Consider the following 18,467-nt stretch of genomic DNA (forward strand, 5'->3'; position numbering starts at 1 on the left):
ATGAAGCATATTTTTTTCATTATAGTCTTTTGCACCCTAAATTTTACTAATGGCCAATCGTGCAAAGTTAAAATTCAAGCCATATCATCATCTTATCATGGAGATTGTAAAAGTGGATTAGCCCATGGGCAAGGAGAGGCAACGGGAACCGATAGGTATTCAGGAAGCTTTAAAAAAGGATACCCAGAAGGACAAGGCACTTATACATGGAAAAATGGAGATGTTTATGAAGGAGAGTGGAAAAAAGGTATGATGGATGGAGAAGGAAAACTTACAGTAAGTAATGGAACAGTAAAAACGGGATTTTGGAAAAAAGGGGATTATTTAGGCATACATAAAAATCCTTTTATAAAATTAGATAAATCACCAAACATATCATCTTATACGCTTAATAAAGATGCTAAAAGCCAAAACAATTCTATTAGGTTTTATCTCAGAAAAGATCAAAACGTTGAAAACAATCCAGAGATTAATGTTGTGGTTCACAATGGAAATTTCACAAACTTGATTCAATCTGGGCTTTTTACAGAAATTCAAAACGTTACTTACCCATTTAAGGCTAAAGTTTTCTTCGGAACAGAATTTATTGAATTCGAAATTTATCAACCTGGTTTTTGGAACATTAAAACAGATATCACCAACATTAATGGATTAAACACAAAAAATTAAAAAATGAAAAACATACTATCAATACTATTGGTATTAGTAATATCTAATACATTAAATGCTCAAGGTATCAATTTTGAACACACTACGTTTAAAGAAGCCTTATCCAAAGCCAAAGCAGAAAACAAAATGCTGTTTATGGATTGCTTTACTACGTGGTGCGGGCCCTGCAAAAAAATGTCAAAAGAAGTGTTTCCTCAAAAAGAGGTTGGTGATTATATCAATGCCAATTTTGTAAGCATAAAAATGGATATGGAAAAAGGGGAAGGTATTGATTTGACAAAATATTACAATGTAAAAGCGTTCCCTACTTTATTATTTATGGATGCCAATGGTAAAGTATTACATACCAAAGTTGGTGGTTTAGATACAGAAGCTTTTATAGAAGAAGCAAAGAAAGCAAGCGACCCCACAAAGCAATTTGCATACATAGAAAAACAATATCTGGACGGCAATAGGGATTTAAAAGTAGTATCGGAATATATTAAAGGACTTTATGATGGTTTTAAAATGGATGCCGCAAAAGTGGTTGGAAAGGATATTATTCCTTCGTTAACAAAAGAACAATATAGTACAGAAGAAGGCTTTACGATTTTGGCATATACTGGTGTTGGCTATAACAGTGAACCCTATAAGTATGTCCTAAAAAACAAGGATAAACTGATTGCTAATGAAAAAATAGGCCAGGAAAGCGTAGATTATCTAGTAAGCAATGCCATTAATGATTATGTCATGGAAGTTGTTAAAACAGGCACTTTAGAAGAGGTTAAAGCAGCTATTGAAACCACAAAAAAAGATTTTGTTTCTCCGTATCAGGACATGATGGAAAATAATTGGATCCATGAGTTTTATCTGGCAAATAAACAATTTGAAAAATGGTTTGATTCCAATATCAAACAAGCCGAATCCGAAGCAGACAAAAATACAAAACAACGCATTCTTATTAATACATGTTATAGAGTGGCTACAGACTCCATCTTTGAACCAAACAATGAGATATGCAACAAAGCCATACATGCAATCGAAAAATTAAAAGCTGATAACAAAGATTTTCTAGCCTCTTATTATTGTCTGGCTACATTATATAAAAAAGCAGGAAATAAAGAGAGCGCTTTAATAAATATCAATGATTATGCAAGGAAATGTGAAGAACAAGATGTAGAGATTAGTAGTCGAGCTAAAGATTTAAAATCTGAAATAGAAAAAATATAATTAATTAATCTAAAAAAAATTACTAATGAAGAAAATCATAACACTTGTAGCAGTTTGCATTGCCGTATTAGCGTGTAAACAAGAGAAGCCTTTAGAGGATGGAAACTATCGCATTAATGGCACCGTAACCGGATTGGAGAATGGTGAAGTTTACTTAATAAATTATCCTGATGTAGATACGGTAATAGTAAAAAATGGAAAATTTACCATAGAGAATAATATTAAAGAAAAAGTACAGGCTTTATATATGGCCAAAAGTCCCAATTTACAACAAATGAAAAGGGAGGAAGTTGCCTCTTTATTAATTGAACCTAAAATCATGGATCTGGATTTAAACTATCAAGATTTTTCTAAATCTAAATTAACAGGGTCAATTTCGCAAGATGATCAATATAGATTAGATAAGATAAGAATCGAAATTGCTGATAATTATAAAGAGGAACAAAATTATTTTGATTCTGTTAGAGAAAAATATAGCGAGGCTGCAAAAGCAGGTGCAAGTGAAGAAGAGTTGGAAGCGATTAAATATGAAGACAATGACGCAAGAGGCAAACTGGAACCCATGTGGGAAAAACAAAAAGAGGCCACCTTGCAATTTATTAAAGACAACCCCAAATCGTATGTAAGCCTTCAATCATTAAGGTATCAAATTAGTGATTTGAAGTATAATGAGGCTAAAGCTATATTGGAACAACTTAATCCAGCTTACTTAAAAACAGAATTGGGAAAGGGAATTATCAATGATATTGAAAAGTTGCGAATAGGTATACCGGGTGCCAAAGCAGCTAATTTTGAAACGGTTGATATTAATGGAGATTCTTTAAAGCTTGATGATTTTAAAGGAAAATATGTGTTAATAGATTTTTGGGCTTCTTGGTGTGTGCCTTGTAGAAAAGGCAATCCACACTTAATTAGCTTGTATAATAAATACCATCCAAAAGGATTGGAGATCCTTGGGGTATCAGATGACGACCGCGCTCACGATAAATGGAAAAAAGCTGTTGAGAAAGATGGTATAGGTATATGGCACCATGTACTACGTGGTTTGGAATATAAAAAAGGCACTTATGAGCGAATTAATATGGATAAAGATATCAGCGATAGCTATAACATCCATACGTTACCAACAAAAATACTTGTTGGTCCAGATGGTATTATTGTTGGACGCTATGGTGGCGGTGGAGAAGACGATGCTGCGATGGACGCTAAGTTAGCAGAACTGTTCGAGACAAACTAAAAAGCAAAATCAAATGACCTTTTATACCAAATCAATGAGACTTTTCAGTTTGGCAACTTTGCTTATATCATCAATGTTGTTTGCCCAGCAGGTTGAAAAAAGTAAAATAGCCATAAAATATGCAGAAACCATTACGGTTGATGATTTAAGGGATAACCTAAATATTCTAGCGTCAGATGCTTTGGAAGGACGTGAAACAGGAACACGAGGCCAAAAAATGGCAGCTGCTTTTATAAGCAGCGATTTTGAATCCAATGGCTTACTTGCCCCAGTGGATAGAGAAATAAATGATTCTTATTTTCAGACTTTTAAACTCTTTGCATCATCGCCGGCAGAGGGTTATATAAGAATAAACGATAAGACCTATACGGCTAATACCGATTTCTTTTACTCAGGGAATCCTATAAATATGGAAGAATTGGAGTCTAAGCTCGTTTTCTTAGGAACAGGGGAAAGGGAAGATTTTCTTAAACAGGACCTAAGAGGGAAATCCGTGTTTGTTTTAAACAAAGATATGCAAAAAATGAGGGGTATACTGCATTTGGCGGATAGCCTTAGTATAAATGCTATTTTCACGCCTTTAGCCCAAACGGAAAGTGAGTTTCAAAATATAACCACAAGAGTGAAGGGCTTTTTTGAACAAACTCAAATCACACTATCAGATCCGGCCCAAGTTAAAACACCCACTATTGGTTCGGTGTATTTATCACCACAGTTAACCGAGTTTCTTCTGGGTAAATCCATAAGTGAATTACAGGCATGGATAGATAGTAAAAAAAGTTATAAAAGCATAAAAGCAAAACCCTTTAAATATAAGATCAATAAGAAAGTAAAAACCATTGAATCCGAAAATGTATTGGGAATGATCGAAGGTACCGACCTAAAAGATGAGGTAATAGTCATTTCCTGCCATTACGACCACATAGGTATTACAAATGGAGAAATCAACAATGGAGCCGATGATGATGGTTCAGGAACTTCTGCCATTATGGAAATGTCTGAAGCATTTGCACAAGCCGTCAAAGATGGTAACGGACCAAGAAGAACTTTGTTGTTTATAGCATTTACAGGAGAGGAAAAGGGTTTGTTAGGTTCAGAACATTATGCGGACCATCCTATTATACCCTTGGAAAATACTATTGTGAATTTGAATATCGACATGATTGGTAGAAAAGATGATCCACATCCCAACAATGACAATTATGTGTATTTGGTGGGGTCGGACAAGCTTTCCGGTCAACTCCATAACATCAGCGAAGCAGTTAATAGCGCCTATTTCAATTTAGATTTGGATTATACCTATAATGACGAAAATCATCCAGATCGTATTTATTACAGATCCGATCATTGGAATTTTGCCAAAAACAACATTCCCGTTATTTTCTATACCAATGGATTTCATCCAGATTATCATAAACCAACCGATACCGTCGATAAAATTGAATTTGAATTGTTAAAGAAAAGAACCCAGCTTGTATTTTATACGGCTTGGGAATTGGCGAATAGAAATGATAGACCCCTAGTGGACAAAAAGAACTAGCATGGAAAATACGCTTACCTTAAAAAGCCAAATCATATAAAATAATTAAAAAGATTAAAATGAAAAAAATACGTATTCATACATTCATAATGTTAATGGCAATGTCATTCTTGTATAACTGCAACGGTAAACAAGATAAAACAAACCGCCAACAAAACGATGGCTATAGTGTTCACGGAACCATCAAAGGGCTACAAGATGGAAAAATTTATCTAAATCACAACGATGTTGTTTCTAGAACTTCAAAGGTATTGGACAGTGCATCAATAAAAGATGGGAAATTTACTTTTACGGGATTTATAGACCATCCAGATCAAGTGACTTTAGTAAGTGGCGATAAGTATATAAGATTCTTTTTAGAGAATACTGAAATTGAAATTTTTGCAGATGTGACGATACCTGTTGAAAGATATGAAGGAATAAAAGCTACAATAAAAGGTTCCAAGTTAAATGATTTATATCAAGAGCAGCAGGCCAAGGAAAAAGCTATAGTGGAACAGGAAAAATACGCTGAACTATCAAAACTGGAAAAAGCATATCAAAAGGCGCAACAAGAGAGAGACAGGGAAGAAGGTAAGAAAATTTATGAAGCTTTAGAAAAGTTTAAAGATCTATCCAGTGAACGTTCCAAAGAACTGATGAACTCCAAAGTCAAATTTATTGACAAGCATCCAAATTCACCTGTTGCACCTGAAGTACTGGGTTATATGTTTTCAGAAAGTTCTTTATCCAGAAATCAAATGGATGATATTATGGGTAAATTATCAGGAGATGCCAAGAATACCAGTATGTACCATTATTTTGATGACGAATACCAAGCTATTAAACGTACAAGTCCCGGAGAAAAAGCACCTGAATTCACGCTCAAAACACCTAATGGAGAAGACTTTTCTTTGTCTGATATTAAAGATAAATACATATTGATCGATTTTTGGGCATCATGGTGCAAGCCATGTCGCGCATCTTATCCCCATTTAAAGAAAGTGTATTCAAAATATAAAGACAAGGGGTTTGAAGTGTTAGCGGTATCTACAGACAGTGATCACGAAGCATGGAAAAAAGCCATTAAAGAAGACCAAACTACTTGGATTCATGTGGTAGATACTTTTAACCGTCCCGGATTTCCATCAGACACAGGTACGCTTTATGCGGTTCCTTTTTTACCAACAACCTATTTGTTAGATAAAAATGGTGTGATTTTAGCCAAAAATTTATCACCAGATGAGTTGGATCAAAAAATGAAAGAATTGTTCGGTTATTAAAATTCAATTAAAACATATTACAATGAAAAACTTAAGAGAAAAAATGACACTGTTTTTATTATTGCTTGCCCTAGGGCTTACTTATGGTCAACAAAAACAAGACGTAAGTGTGTTATATGTTGGGTTTGATCCAAGTATACCGTTTCCTGAAGAATTGATAAATAGCGTAACACAAAATGGAGGTATGACCCCAGAGCGGTTTAGGGAAGATTATAAAACCAGATTGCCTGAATTTAAAAAATACCTTCAGGATTATTTTGAAGTTGTAAAAACGATTGATGCCAGAAACTATAAAACGGAAATGTCAGCAGATTATGATGTCACTATTTTTGATCAGACTATAGAACCATGGAAACCTAAAGTAAGCGAAATGGTTGATGGTAATATGAAGTATGAACCGGCTAAATACTTAACCGAAGATTTTGATCATGCAACGATTTTTATAGGCCACACGTCACCAGTTATGGGTCAAAGTGTAGGTACGAAACTAGATTGGTTATGCTTATGCTTAGATGCAGATGCACACCATTTAAAGACAGATCATCCCATATTTAAAGGGCCTTTTCCTGTAGAATTGACTTTTGAAACCAAACCTACTCCAGAAGGTATTTTTCATTATCCATCAGGAAAGCATGTACCAAAAGAAATCCCTATGTGGCGTGTGCAAAAAGAAGGTTATATAGAAGGTAAAGGTTACCGAGTAGGAATGGTATCGCGTGGCGATGGTTTTTTTGATTCTCCTGATGCCGAGTATATTTCTAGTGGAGTAAATACTAAAGATGTTGGAGCTGTCGCTATAGGTCGCCATGGTAATTTCTTTATGTGGGGGTTTTCAGGTTCCCCGGATTATATGACAGACGAAGCAAAACAAGTGTTTGCCAATGCCGTAGTGTACATGAAACAATTTAAAGGACAAAAACCGATTGCTAGAAAATACAATGACCGGATTGCTACCAAAGATTATATTGATGATATGATAGAGAGGTTAGACAAAGATTCCTTTGAAGACACCAGATTATATTATGAAGATATGAATAAACAAATGGCACAAACAGTTGAAACCCTTAAAAAAAAGAAGGAAAAAGGGGAACAGCTTACCGAAATGGATGAAATGATCATAAAAGCACAGTCAAAACCAATGCCTATACCCAATTGGGAGCAATATGTACAACAAGTTTCAAGAGAGTTTTTTAAACCAGAATATGTTGATAATGTTGAAGCATTGAAACAATTCTTAAGCGACAATAGAAAATATATGTATTCTGAACCCGATGCTTTTTATTCATTACAAATTGATGAGGATCTAAAAAAGTTAGGAGTTGGTAATGACGAAAAAACGATGTTTCCTATGTGTATTGATCTACTGAAAGACGCTGGTAAATCTGAAATGTCCAAGCGTATCCTTAAGCGCTATACAGGTATGGAGAAAACCCAAAAGGAATGGAACCATTGGTATGTCAACAATCAGGACAAATTGTTTTTTACAGAAGCAGGTGGGTATAAATGGTTAATAGATACTACAAAATGAGAAAAACTATTAAGATTAGTTTCATTCTGGTTTGCAGCCTAATTTCTACTTTGACTTTTTCACAAAACCAAATGGATGATGGTTTTAAGCAATTAGTAAATGAAGCATCTAATAAATTAGGGGTAAGTCAGCCAAATATGTCAGATCCTGTTACAGTAAATGCAGTGGTTGTTTGGAACAAAGCAAAGGACAAAATTGCTGTCGTTGTAAAGGCATCTATACTATATGGATGGCATATATATGCATTTGTGCCAAAAACAGCCCCTTATTTAAAATCAAAACTAGTTCTTGAAATACCTGACAATGTAATTCCAATATCTGATTGGCAAAAACCGGCAACTTTTTTAATGGAGAATAATATGTATGTGTATAAGGGTGATATTGTATTTACAAGATATTTTTCTGTTCATAGAAAAATGAAAGGAGTGGCAATAAATACAGGTCTTTTTTATCAAACTTGTGATTTAAAACAATGTTTGCCTCCACAATCTAAAACACTAACATTAAGTCTATGATTTTAGTCTCACTATAAGAGTAACTATTTTATAAACAATAGCCTCGAAGAATTATTTGAGATTTTAACATTTCCTTAATAGGTGTAGTCCTGTCTATAAGCGTCTATATAATATAATCAAACAAGTCTATATAATATAATCAAACAATAAATTTATGAAATCAAATACCTATTTAAAAGCCCTTTTGTTTTTGTCCCTAATGGCATTTGCCATAGGAAAGACAAATGCCCAAGATCACATTTCTAAGTTCAGCAAAGTCCAGGAGTTGGGAGGCATAGAAGAATACCTATACGCCCCCAATGGCATGAACCTATTATTGGTTCAGGACAATTCGGCACCAGTAGTAACGGTACAGATAGTATATCGTGTTGGCTCGAAGCACGAAGTAACGGGTAATACGGGTTCTACCCATCTGTTGGAACATCTCATGTTTAAAGGCACACCAACTTTTAATAAACGGAATGGTAACTCGATATTTAATGTATTGCAAGGCATTGGTGCCCAAATGAATGCCACAACATGGAACGATAGGACAAACTACTACGAAACCATCCCGAGCGACAAGATAGAAACGGCACTTCATATAGAAGCAGATAGAATGCGTAATTCTTTATTACTTAAAGAAGATAAGGATGCCGAAATGACCGTAGTAAGGAATGAATTTGAACGTGGAGAAAATAATCCGAATCAAGTTTTAAGTAAAGAAATATGGGCAACGGCCTACATGGCACACCCATATCACCACAGTACTATTGGATGGCGTTCAGATATTGAAAATATGCCCATAGAAGTATTACAGGATTTTTACAATACATATTACTGGCCAGACAATGCAACCCTAACAATTATCGGCGATTTTCAAAAGGAAAATCTATTCAAACTTGTAGATAAATATTTTGGTAACATTACCAAAGCGCCACATAACATGCCTCAGCCATATACAGAAGAGCCAGAGCAATTGGGTCCAAGAAGAGTCACGGTTAAAAAACCGGGGCAACAAGCCATTGTTACCATGGGTTATAAAATTCCAGGAATGTTACATGAAGATTTACCGGCTTTGAATGTTTTAAGCCAAATAATAGGAAGCGGCACGTCATCCATAATAAACAAAACATTTGTGGACAACGGTACCGCACTTTACGGTTATGCAAGTGCATCTCAATTTAAAGAAGTTGGTCTGTTTACCATATCACTAGGGTTTGCTCCAGAAAAAAAACATGAAGATATCAATGCGGACATGCTGGACATGGTAGAAAAAGTCAAAAAAGAAGGAGTGCTGCAAGAAGATGTGGACCGTATCGTAGCAAAGTTAAGTGCACAGACCATTCTGTCCAGGGACGGTTCCGGTAGCATTGCGGGCCAACTTACCGAAGCTATAGCAGGAGGCGATTGGAAAGACTATATTACGGGAACTGAAAGGTTAAGTAAAGTAAGCGCAGAAGATGTAAAACGTGTAGCCAATACGTATTTAAAAGAAGACCAAAGTACCACAGGCTATTTTGTGCCCCAAATACCAGGGTCAAATAACCAAAACGATGCACAGCCTGTTCAGTTTACACCACAAGAAGGTAAATATTTCTTCAGAGCCCCTAGTTTACAGAACCACGAAGAAAAAACTGGAACACCTTATATGGCATTAGCGGAAACAAGCCCTGCTTATGAAACCCTGGAAGTTTCAGATAAAGGAAATAAGTTCGAAAGAGAACAAGTCGCTGGAATTGATGTAATCTCAGCCAAAACAGGCGCTAAAGACTTTGTAACGGTAAGTGCCAGTTTTCCAATAGGAAATTATCTAAACACAGGCAAAAACGAAGAAATACCGAGCCTAACAGCCCAAATGTTGAGTAAGGGCACACTAAAGAATGACAAGTTTAAATTCTCTGAAAAACTTGAAAAACTGGGAGTGTCCCTAAACGTAAACGCATCAACATATACCATTAACATCAGTTTTAAAAGCCTAAAAAAAGATGTGCACACGGTAATGACATTATTGGCAGAAGAACTCAGGTACCCATTGTTCGATGCCAAGGAATTTGATTTATTAAAAACACAGCGTATCAACAGTTTAAAACAAAGCCTTACAGACCCAGAAACTCAAGGGAACATTGCGCTGTTACAGGCCATGTACCCAAAAGGACACCCCAACTATCAAGCAGATACGGAAACAACCATCAAAAATATAGAGGCCGTTACTTTGGAAGATTTAAAAACGTTCCATAAAACCTATTTTGGACCAGCGGGAATGCATTTGGTAGCCGTGGGCGATGTGGACACAAAGCAGCTTTATGCCTCCATAAACAACGCCTTTAAAGGATGGAAAGGCGGTGTAACAACCAAAGCAGTCGTTACAGAGCCCAGTAAGGCAAATGCAGTTACAAAAGTTATAACAATACCACAAAAGCCCAGTGCAAATATGTACATAGGCCAATATACGGGCATTGAGAGAAACCATAAGAATTTCATACCCTTTTATATCGGGACAAATATTTTAGGAGGCGGTTTTTCGGGAAGATTAATGCAGACCGTAAGGGATAGGGATGGCCTCACTTATGGAATCTATGCGAGCCATTCCGGCCATACCAATGCAGGCGGTTATTGGAACGTAGAAGCAACGTTTAACCCTTCCCTGTTCCAGAAAGGATTGGATGCCACTATGATTGAGATAAAAAAATGGGTAAAAGATGGAGTTACCGAAAAAGAATTGGCAATCACAAAAACAAACCTAACGGGAAGCTTTAAGGTAGGTATGGCAACAACGGCAGGATTATCAAGAACCATATTGAGTTTTGTTGAGCGAGGGCTGGAACCAAGTTATATGGACCAGTACCCTAAAGATATCGAAGCGGCCACTTTAGAGCAAGTGAATGATGCCATTAAAAAGTACATTGATCTGGATAAGTTGATCCTAATAAAATCAGGTTCCTTGGATGAAAACGGCCAGCCACTGGAATAAAATGCCATGTTGGTCAATTAATAACTTTGTTTGGATTAGTCAATTCAAAGCGGTTATTGGATAGGGTCGTTAACGGCCCTATCTTTAATAAACCTTAAAGAAGGGATTAATAAGATCAATAACAAGAACGCAAACCAAGCACCCATTATGAAAAAAGCAATCATCTTCATTACACTATTAATTTATGCCACAGGTAGCGCCCAAATCCTTGAGCCGGTAAAATGGACCACCTCGGTAACCAAAATTTCGAATACGGAGTATGAACTAGTGGCCATGGCCACCATAGAAAAAAATTGGCACCTGTATTCACAAACGGTTCCGGATGATGGCCCCATACCCACAAACTTCACCTTTGAGGGCAGTGGCAATTACCTAAAAAAGGGAAATACCACTGAAGAGAAAGGGCATACCATAGACGACCCCATATTTGATATGAAGATCACATATTTTGAGAACAAGGCTTCCTTTAAACAACGCATAAAGCTCAAGGAAAAAGTCCCATTTAAGGTAAACGCAACGGTCGAGTTTATGGTTTGTGACGACAGTAGGTGCTTGCCGCCTACCGAAGTAGATCTAGTGTTCAATATAAAATAAATATTACCATAAAATGAAAAGACTTTTATTGACACTAAGTGTTTTGTTGTTATCCATAACAAGCAATTCACAAATCCTTAATCCCGTAAAATGGGCGACTTCAGTAGTGAAATTATCAGACACGGAATATGAACTGATCTCTACGGCCACCATAGAACCTGGTTGGCATTTATATTCGCAAGCCGTACCTGAAAATGGCCCCATAGCGACAACATTTACGTATGATGATAGCGAAGGGAATTTTAAAACAATGGGAAATACTACAGAAGAAGCAGGGCATACCGTAGATGATCCCGTTTTTGAAATGAAGATCAAGTATTTCGAAAATACGGCCGTCTTCAAGCAAAAAATAGAACTGTTAAAAGAAGTAAGTACGGTTACGGCATTTGTGGAATTCATGGTCTGCGACGATACTAGGTGTTTGCCGCCAACAGAGATTGACCTCGTATTCAACCTATCCGATAAAACACCCACAGGAACAGAAAGAACACCAACAGAAACCAAGGTTTCAAAAGAAGGGAAAGGCACGGATCCAGCGTCAAACAAAGGGCTTTGGTCCATATTTTTTATAGCCTTTTTATCAGGCTTTGCAGCCTTGTTGACACCATGCGTGTTCCCCATGATCCCCATGACGGTAAGCTTCTTTACCAAGCAGAGCAAAACCAAAGCAGCAGGAATAAAAAACGCCATTATTTATGGCATCTGTATTATTGTAATCTATGTCCTGTTGGGAACGGCCGTCACAGGCATCTTCGGTGCCGATGCCCTGAATGCCCTAGCAACCAATGTATGGTTTAATATCATATTCTTTTTGTTATTGGTTGTTTTTGCAGTATCCTTTTTAGGAGCTTTTGAAATTATGCTGCCCAACTCTTGGGCAAATAAAGTGGATTCACAAGCAGACCGTGGCGGACTCATAGGCATCTTTTTTATGGCATTGGCATTGGCCATCGTGTCATTTTCCTGTACAGGACCCATTGTTGGTACCTTATTGGTGGAAGCAGCCTCCAAGGGCGGACTAGCGCCTATTATAGGGATGTTGGGTTTCTCATTAGCCATTGCGTTACCGTTTGCTTTGTTTGCCGCTTTTCCTGGATGGTTAAACTCGTTACCGAAATCTGGTGGTTGGCTAAATACCGTTAAGGTCGTACTCGGATTTTTAGAATTAGCCTTAGCGTTTAAGTTTTTATCACAAGCTGATTTAGTACTGCAAGCCCATTTGTTGGAACGTGAAGTTTTTATTTCAATATGGATCGCAATCTTCGGAGCCTTGGCCTTTTATCTATTTGGTAAAATAAAGCTCCCACATGATTCCCCATTGACCCATATTTCAGTGGGAAGATTAAGTTTGGGGTTAGTGGTGCTATCTTTCACGGTGTATATGATACCCGGTCTGTGGGGGGCGCCCCTCAATTTAATAAGTGCCTTCCCGCCACCACTTGAATATAGTGAATCCCCTTATGGCGTTGGCTTTTCCAAAATGGGCACCGCCTCTGTTCTGGAAAACCATGAAGGTTTGCCGGATGGTGGGCATTTGTTGGCTCCTCATGATATTTTGGCATTTAACGATTACGATAAAGGTTTGGCGTACGCCAAAAAAGTGGGTAAACCCGTTATGATAGATTTTACAGGTTGGGCCTGTGTGAATTGTAGAAAAATGGAACAGAACGTTTGGCCAAAACCGGAAATACTAAACATCCTGAAAAATGAAGTGGTGTTGATTTCATTATACGTGGACGATAAGCGCCCATTAGAAGACCACGAAATAGTCGAATCCCAATTGCGCCCTGGCAAAAAACTTAAATACATTGGGCAAAAGTGGAGTGAATTGCAAACAGTGGAATATAAAGCAAATTCACAACCTTTTTACGTCTTGATGGATCATGATGAAGAAAATTTGATAGACCCAGTGGGCTATACACCTGATGTAGAGGAATATCATGCTTGGTTAAAACAGGGATTGTCAAATTTTTAAACAAAAGTCCTAGTAAGTAGTTCGTTAACAAAAAATAGAAAAGATGAAATACAAGTTGACAATTTTTTTGATACTCTTTATGAGTATGCTATCGTTTGCCACAGAAACTCAAATTATTGTTAGGGTAAAGGCTAAAGACGCAAAATTTATTGGTTCATCAATAGGAGGTGCGTATGTAGTTATTAGAAATAAACTAACTAATGAAATTTTAGCTAAAGGAAAAACAGAAGGATCAACGGGAGATACCGACTTAATTATGAAAACCCCACGAGAAAGAGGGAGTAATATTTCAGATCAGATGACGGCCAAATTCGTGGCTATTATAGACATAGATGAGCCTGTGTTTATTTCAATTGAAGTTGACTCCCCTATAAGTAACAAACAAGCTCGGATACATGCGAGTACAGAGTTGTGGCTGATTCCTGGAAAACATATTCTTGGCGATGGTGTTATAATTGAAATATCTGGATTTATTGTGGATATTTTAGAACCAAGAACCCATCAATATATTCCTTTGGCATCAATAGAGAACAAATCTTTTAAGCTTAAAGCAAATGTGGTGATGATGTGTGGCTGTACAATAAACAAAAATGGTATTTGGGATTCCGAAAAAATGGAAGTAAGAGCAATAATTAAATTAAATGATAGTAAGCTCGAGGAAGTTCCATTAAGTTTTGTCTCTACAAATTTATTTGAAGGAGAATTTATGATTGAAAAACCGGGGGACTATGAAGTTATAATTTATGCCTATGATAGTCTGTCAGGAAATACAGGAGTTGACAAAGTAAATTATATAATTTATTAATAAACTCAAATGGCTGTTAATAGGTTGTTGTTTCAAATGGAAATAAAGTGGTAGCTAAGAAAGCACACAACCGTTAATTAATTTGTTAGTATTAGGAATTTTAATAGCGGTTGTTTTTGATTGATTGGAATCACTCCGGCTAATTTACCGGAGTGATTGTTTTACACTATTTTAAATGAATTTTATCAAAAAAGAAAATAAGAATAAAAAGTTGGAAGAATTCTTTCAACAGTTCAGAAAGGAAATCGTTGGTGTAGATCAAGAGTTTGAATCGCCTTACGGCAGAAAGAAAATTATCTATGCCGATTGGACAGCAAGTGGCCGATTGTACAGGCCCATTGAGGAAAAACTTCTAAACGATATCGGGCCATTTGTGGCCAACACGCACACCGAAACCTCAATTACAGGAAGTGTGATGACACATGCCTATCATGATGCAAGAAACATCATTAAAAAACACGTGAATGCATCAAAAGACGATGTGCTGATTACCGTTGGGACAGGTATGACTGGAGCCATTAATAAGTTTCAACGTATTCTTGGTATCAAGCTTAACGAAAATTTAAAGGACCATACAAAGGTTCCAGTAGAAAAGCGTCCCATTATTTTTGTTTCGCACATGGAGCACCACTCCAACCAAACCTCTTGGTTGGAAACCATTGCCAAAGTGGTTGTCATACCATCAAACACCAATGGTTTGCCATGTCTGGAAAGTCTGGAAAGTCTATTGGTAGAATACGGAGATGTACCAATAAAAATAGCGGCCATAACAGGCTGTTCCAATGTTACGGGCATCAGAACCAATTACCATGACATTGCAAAGGTAATGCATCAAAATAACGGGTTGTGCTTTGTGGATTTTGCCTGCTCAGCACCTTATGTGGAAATTAACATGCACCCAGATGATGAAGAGCAGTATTTGGATGCCATTACGTTTTCGCCACATAAGTTTTTGGGAGGGCCGGGCACTTCGGGCGTTTTGATTTTCAATAAAAAATTATATAAAAATCTGGTACCGGACAACCCGGGCGGAGGTACCGTAAGTTACACCAATCCTTGGGGCGACCATGACTATATTGATGATATAGAAACCCGTGAGGATGGAGGTACCCCTGGTTTTTTACAAGCAATTAGAATAGCACTTTCCATTCAGCTAAAAGAAAACATGGGCATTCAGAATATTTTGGATAGGGAACATGAGCTAAATGCTATTATTTTTGAACATTTAACTAAAATCGACAACCTTAAAATCCTAGCACCTGACCATACGGATAGGTTAGGGGTTTTTTCATTTTACATAGAAGGTGCACACTATAACCTAATAGTCAAATTGCTGAACGACCGTTTTGGTGTCCAGACCAGAGGTGGTTGTTCCTGTGCGGGAACCTATGGTCATTATCTGTTGAATGTAGACGAGCCTACTTCTAAATCTATCGAAAAGAAAATATTGGAAGGCTGTTTAATGGAGCGTCCGGGATGGATCCGTATGTCTATACACCCAACCATGACAAACGCTGAAGTCGAGTTTATTTGCCATGCCATAAAAGAGGTTGCAATAAATTTTAAAGATTGGGAAGAAGATTATAGTTATAATGTTATTAAGAATGAATTTATTCATAAAAGTAATGTTTCTGTTGAAAAAGAAATTACCAAAAGTTGGTTTTAATGTTTGGAGACCAGTATGTTGCTTTCTTTGAAATAGGTATTATAAAAAACTAAGATACAGATTTTCTGTATTTCAATATTTACAAAAAGAAACTTTTAAAAAAATATAATAATTATGAAAGTTGGTATTCCCATAGAAATAAAGAACAATGAAAACAGAGTTGGTATGACACCATCTGGTGTGTTTGAACTTACCAAGAGAAATCACACGGTTTATGTCCAAAAAAGCGCAGGTTTTGGAAGCGGTTTCCTTGATAAGGATTATATGGAAGCTGGAGCCATTCTTCTTGATACCATTGAGGAAGTCTACACTACAGCAGAAATGGTAGTTAAAGTTAAAGAACCTATTGAGCAGGAGTATGATTTGATAAAACCGCATCACGTGGTATTTACTTATTTTCATTTCGCTTCAAGTGAACCACTTACAAAAGCGATGATAAAAAGTGGAGCCGTTTGTATAGCCTACGAGACCGTCGAAGATTCAGATGGTTCTCTGCCATTGTTAATCCCCATGTCAGAGGTTGCAGGACGTATGTCCATTCAACAAGGTGCTAAGTATCTAGAAAAGCCAATTAAAGGTAGAGGGATTTTATTAGGAGGTGTTCCTGGGGTACCACCCGCCAAAGTATTAATTTTAGGCGCTGGGGTTGTGGGTTTGCAAGCTGCTAAAATGGCGGCAGGATTAGGAGCTATAGTTATTATTATGGATGTAAACATGAAACAATTACGGTATGTTAGTGATATAATGCCTAAGAATGTAATCACAGAGTTTTCAAACGAATACAATATTAGAAAACATATCAAGGATTCCGATTTAATTATTGGGGGTGTTTTATTAAAAGGAGCCAAAGCACCAAAATTAATAACAAAGGATATGCTTAAAGACATGCGTCCAGGAACTGTAATCGTTGATGTAGCTGTAGACCAAGGGGGATGTTTTGAAACCACCAGACCAACAACACATCAAGACCCAACTTATATTATTGATGATGTGGTGCATTACTGTGTTGCTAATATGCCTGGAGCAGTTCCTTACACATCGACCGTAGCTTTAACCAACGTAACCTTGCCTTATATTATTAAATTAGCAAATGACGGTTGGGAAAAGGCTTGTGAAAATAGTGGACCACTAGCAAAAGGTTTAAATATTGTGAAAGGGGAAATAATTTATAAAGAAATAGAATAAGCCTATTCCCAAGGTTATTTTAAAAACAACCTGTGCTATATAAGGTAATTAAATGAAAATAGCATAGTTATACAATAATTTAAAAGCAGACTAGTTTTGTAAAGTTTCATAATAAGGAAAGAAACCAATGTTTCTTTCCTTATTCATATTTTGTTTTATTTGGTACGTCTTTTTCAAGACCCTTTTTTATTTTAAATAAATTCCAAATGAAATGAAAATTGTATGAATTTGATTCAACTTGGTTTTTCAATTTTATTTATGTTTGTGTAATATAAAGTAAGTATAATCAAAGCAAAAGTTACCTATTCGGTTACCTGTTTTGAAAAAAAATAAAGTAACTTTCTGACTATTAATTGGATGTGTAGAGTTCAATAGTTCTGTCATCCCGACGAACCTAAGAATAGGAAATATCAAAACACTGTTAACTGTATGTTAGCAGTGTTTTTTGTTTTTAGGCATTTAGACAGTCTCTTAAGTTTAAAATCACTTCACAATTACAACTGTTCGGAAACTTACCAAATAACAGCAAAACAAGAACAAGTAGATAATTTTCATATTCGAATATTTAAAAACCATTCTTAAGTATAGAGACTACTCTAGCTTAGGTACAAAACTATTAACGAATTTGAAATGGAAATTTATGACCAATGTGACCGATTTGATATCGTAATTAATCTAAATAATTCCCCGAAGGCTTGCCTTGGGGTATCCAATTCATCTCTCCTTTGGAGAGGTCAGAATTGCCTTTTCGGGCAGTTCTGGGTGAGGTAAAATACAAAATTTCGGTTTTTGACCCTGAGGTCAAAATGACATAGGCGAAACCTGTACTGAGCCTAGTCGAAGTATACCTCTATGGCTCTGCCTCAAGGATAGTCTGTTTCAAGAAATTTTTTATTGCAAGTCCAGTTATAAAACGCTCAAATACAAGTAGTAGAAAGAAGAAATAGTTAAGATTGTATATATTTTATTCCACTTTTTATAAAAAATCCTTAAAGGAGTTAATATAGTATTACTTTCTGCTAATTATTATACTTTATAAAAAAACTAACATTTTAATTTTACCAAATGACAATATAATTAAGCCTAAACGAAGTAATTGATCAAAAAAGCTTAAAAGCAATTAACAGAAACTAAAAACTAAACCAATCACTATGAAGAAAACTTTTACTAAAATCAGTGTAGAATTATTATAGCTACAAAACAATAGTAATTCTTTAAATTTTATCAAATCGAATTTATTATTCTATAATTTATTCAACAATCCTCTTACTCTTATTCAACATAAACAAGTAAGTCCATAATAGTTTTTGTGGGGCTAGTATGATATTG

13 protein-coding genes are annotated in these 18,467 nt (G+C 36.2%); all 13 read left to right on the plus strand.

What is annotated here, in order from left to right; all coding sequences use genetic code 11:
- Entirely contained in the window at positions 1–669 is a 669-nt protein-coding gene (locus CJ739_RS15385) for an MORN repeat-containing protein (RefSeq protein ID WP_117176882.1), read from the plus strand.
- A gap of 3 nt (positions 670–672) precedes the next feature.
- Positions 673–1,878, plus strand: a complete 1,206-nt coding sequence (locus CJ739_RS15390) for a thioredoxin family protein (protein WP_117176884.1) — start codon at positions 673–675, stop codon at positions 1,876–1,878.
- Positions 1,879–1,903: 25 nt separating this feature from the next.
- Positions 1,904–3,115 carry a TlpA disulfide reductase family protein gene (locus CJ739_RS15395; protein WP_117176886.1) on the plus strand — a complete coding sequence of 404 codons (1,212 nt, stop codon included), beginning with the start codon at positions 1,904–1,906 and terminating at the stop codon, positions 3,113–3,115.
- 34 nt (positions 3,116–3,149) lie between these two features.
- The gene (locus CJ739_RS15400) at positions 3,150–4,655 is read left to right on the plus strand and encodes a M28 family peptidase (protein ID WP_117176888.1); all 1,506 of its coding nucleotides are present in this window, start codon (positions 3,150–3,152) and stop codon (positions 4,653–4,655) included.
- 59 nt (positions 4,656–4,714) lie between these two features.
- A complete protein-coding gene (locus CJ739_RS15405; RefSeq protein WP_117176890.1) occupies positions 4,715–5,917 on the plus strand; it encodes a TlpA disulfide reductase family protein in 1,203 nt (400 codons plus the stop codon).
- 22 nt (positions 5,918–5,939) lie between these two features.
- On the plus strand, positions 5,940–7,445 hold the full coding sequence (locus CJ739_RS15410) for a hypothetical protein (RefSeq protein ID WP_117176892.1): 1,506 nt from the start codon (positions 5,940–5,942) through the stop codon (positions 7,443–7,445).
- On the plus strand, positions 7,442–7,960 hold the full coding sequence (locus tag CJ739_RS15415) for a protein-disulfide reductase DsbD domain-containing protein (RefSeq protein WP_162880234.1): 519 nt from the start codon (positions 7,442–7,444) through the stop codon (positions 7,958–7,960). The genes CJ739_RS15410 and CJ739_RS15415 overlap by 4 nt, the downstream gene beginning before the upstream one ends.
- 154 nt (positions 7,961–8,114) lie before the next feature.
- Positions 8,115–10,913, plus strand: a complete 2,799-nt coding sequence (locus CJ739_RS15420) for a M16 family metallopeptidase (protein WP_117176896.1) — start codon at positions 8,115–8,117, stop codon at positions 10,911–10,913.
- Between the two features lie 147 nt (positions 10,914–11,060).
- On the plus strand, positions 11,061–11,507 hold the full coding sequence (locus CJ739_RS15425) for a protein-disulfide reductase DsbD domain-containing protein (RefSeq protein WP_117176898.1): 447 nt from the start codon (positions 11,061–11,063) through the stop codon (positions 11,505–11,507).
- 13 nt (positions 11,508–11,520) lie between these two features.
- Entirely contained in the window at positions 11,521–13,482 is a 1,962-nt protein-coding gene (locus CJ739_RS15430; protein ID WP_117176900.1) for a protein-disulfide reductase DsbD family protein, read from the plus strand.
- A 43-nt stretch (positions 13,483–13,525) separates the two neighbouring features.
- Entirely contained in the window at positions 13,526–14,287 is a 762-nt protein-coding gene (locus tag CJ739_RS15435; RefSeq protein ID WP_117176902.1) for a hypothetical protein, read from the plus strand.
- 175 nt (positions 14,288–14,462) lie between these two features.
- A complete protein-coding gene (locus CJ739_RS15440; RefSeq protein WP_117176904.1) occupies positions 14,463–15,953 on the plus strand; it encodes an aminotransferase class V-fold PLP-dependent enzyme in 1,491 nt (496 codons plus the stop codon).
- Positions 15,954–16,067: 114 nt separating this feature from the next.
- Positions 16,068–17,138 (plus strand): alanine dehydrogenase, encoded by a 1,071-nt coding sequence (ald, locus tag CJ739_RS15445; RefSeq protein ID WP_117176906.1) that lies wholly within the window; start codon positions 16,068–16,070, stop codon positions 17,136–17,138.
- The last annotated feature ends 1,329 nt before the right edge of the window (positions 17,139–18,467 follow it).

Origin of the sequence: Mariniflexile sp. TRM1-10 (assembly GCF_003425985.1) — a bacterium.
In the GTDB taxonomy this organism is placed as follows: domain Bacteria; phylum Bacteroidota; class Bacteroidia; order Flavobacteriales; family Flavobacteriaceae; genus Mariniflexile.

Coding starts and splice junctions, on each gene's coding strand:
- CJ739_RS15440 (WP_117176904.1), top strand. CDS start 14,463: ATGAATTTTATCAAAAAAGAAAATAAGAATAAAAAGTTGGAAGAATTC.
- CJ739_RS15400 (WP_117176888.1), top strand. CDS start 3,150: ATGAGACTTTTCAGTTTGGCAACTTTGCTTATATCATCAATGTTGTTT.
- CJ739_RS15420 (WP_117176896.1), top strand. CDS start 8,115: ATGAAATCAAATACCTATTTAAAAGCCCTTTTGTTTTTGTCCCTAATG.
- CJ739_RS15385 (WP_117176882.1), top strand. CDS start 1: ATGAAGCATATTTTTTTCATTATAGTCTTTTGCACCCTAAATTTTACT.
- CJ739_RS15410 (WP_117176892.1), top strand. CDS start 5,940: ATGAAAAACTTAAGAGAAAAAATGACACTGTTTTTATTATTGCTTGCC.
- CJ739_RS15415 (WP_162880234.1), top strand. CDS start 7,442: ATGAGAAAAACTATTAAGATTAGTTTCATTCTGGTTTGCAGCCTAATT.
- CJ739_RS15395 (WP_117176886.1), top strand. CDS start 1,904: ATGAAGAAAATCATAACACTTGTAGCAGTTTGCATTGCCGTATTAGCG.
- CJ739_RS15390 (WP_117176884.1), top strand. CDS start 673: ATGAAAAACATACTATCAATACTATTGGTATTAGTAATATCTAATACA.
- CJ739_RS15405 (WP_117176890.1), top strand. CDS start 4,715: ATGAAAAAAATACGTATTCATACATTCATAATGTTAATGGCAATGTCA.
- CJ739_RS15435 (WP_117176902.1), top strand. CDS start 13,526: ATGAAATACAAGTTGACAATTTTTTTGATACTCTTTATGAGTATGCTA.
- CJ739_RS15430 (WP_117176900.1), top strand. CDS start 11,521: ATGAAAAGACTTTTATTGACACTAAGTGTTTTGTTGTTATCCATAACA.
- ald (WP_117176906.1), top strand. CDS start 16,068: ATGAAAGTTGGTATTCCCATAGAAATAAAGAACAATGAAAACAGAGTT.
- CJ739_RS15425 (WP_117176898.1), top strand. CDS start 11,061: ATGAAAAAAGCAATCATCTTCATTACACTATTAATTTATGCCACAGGT.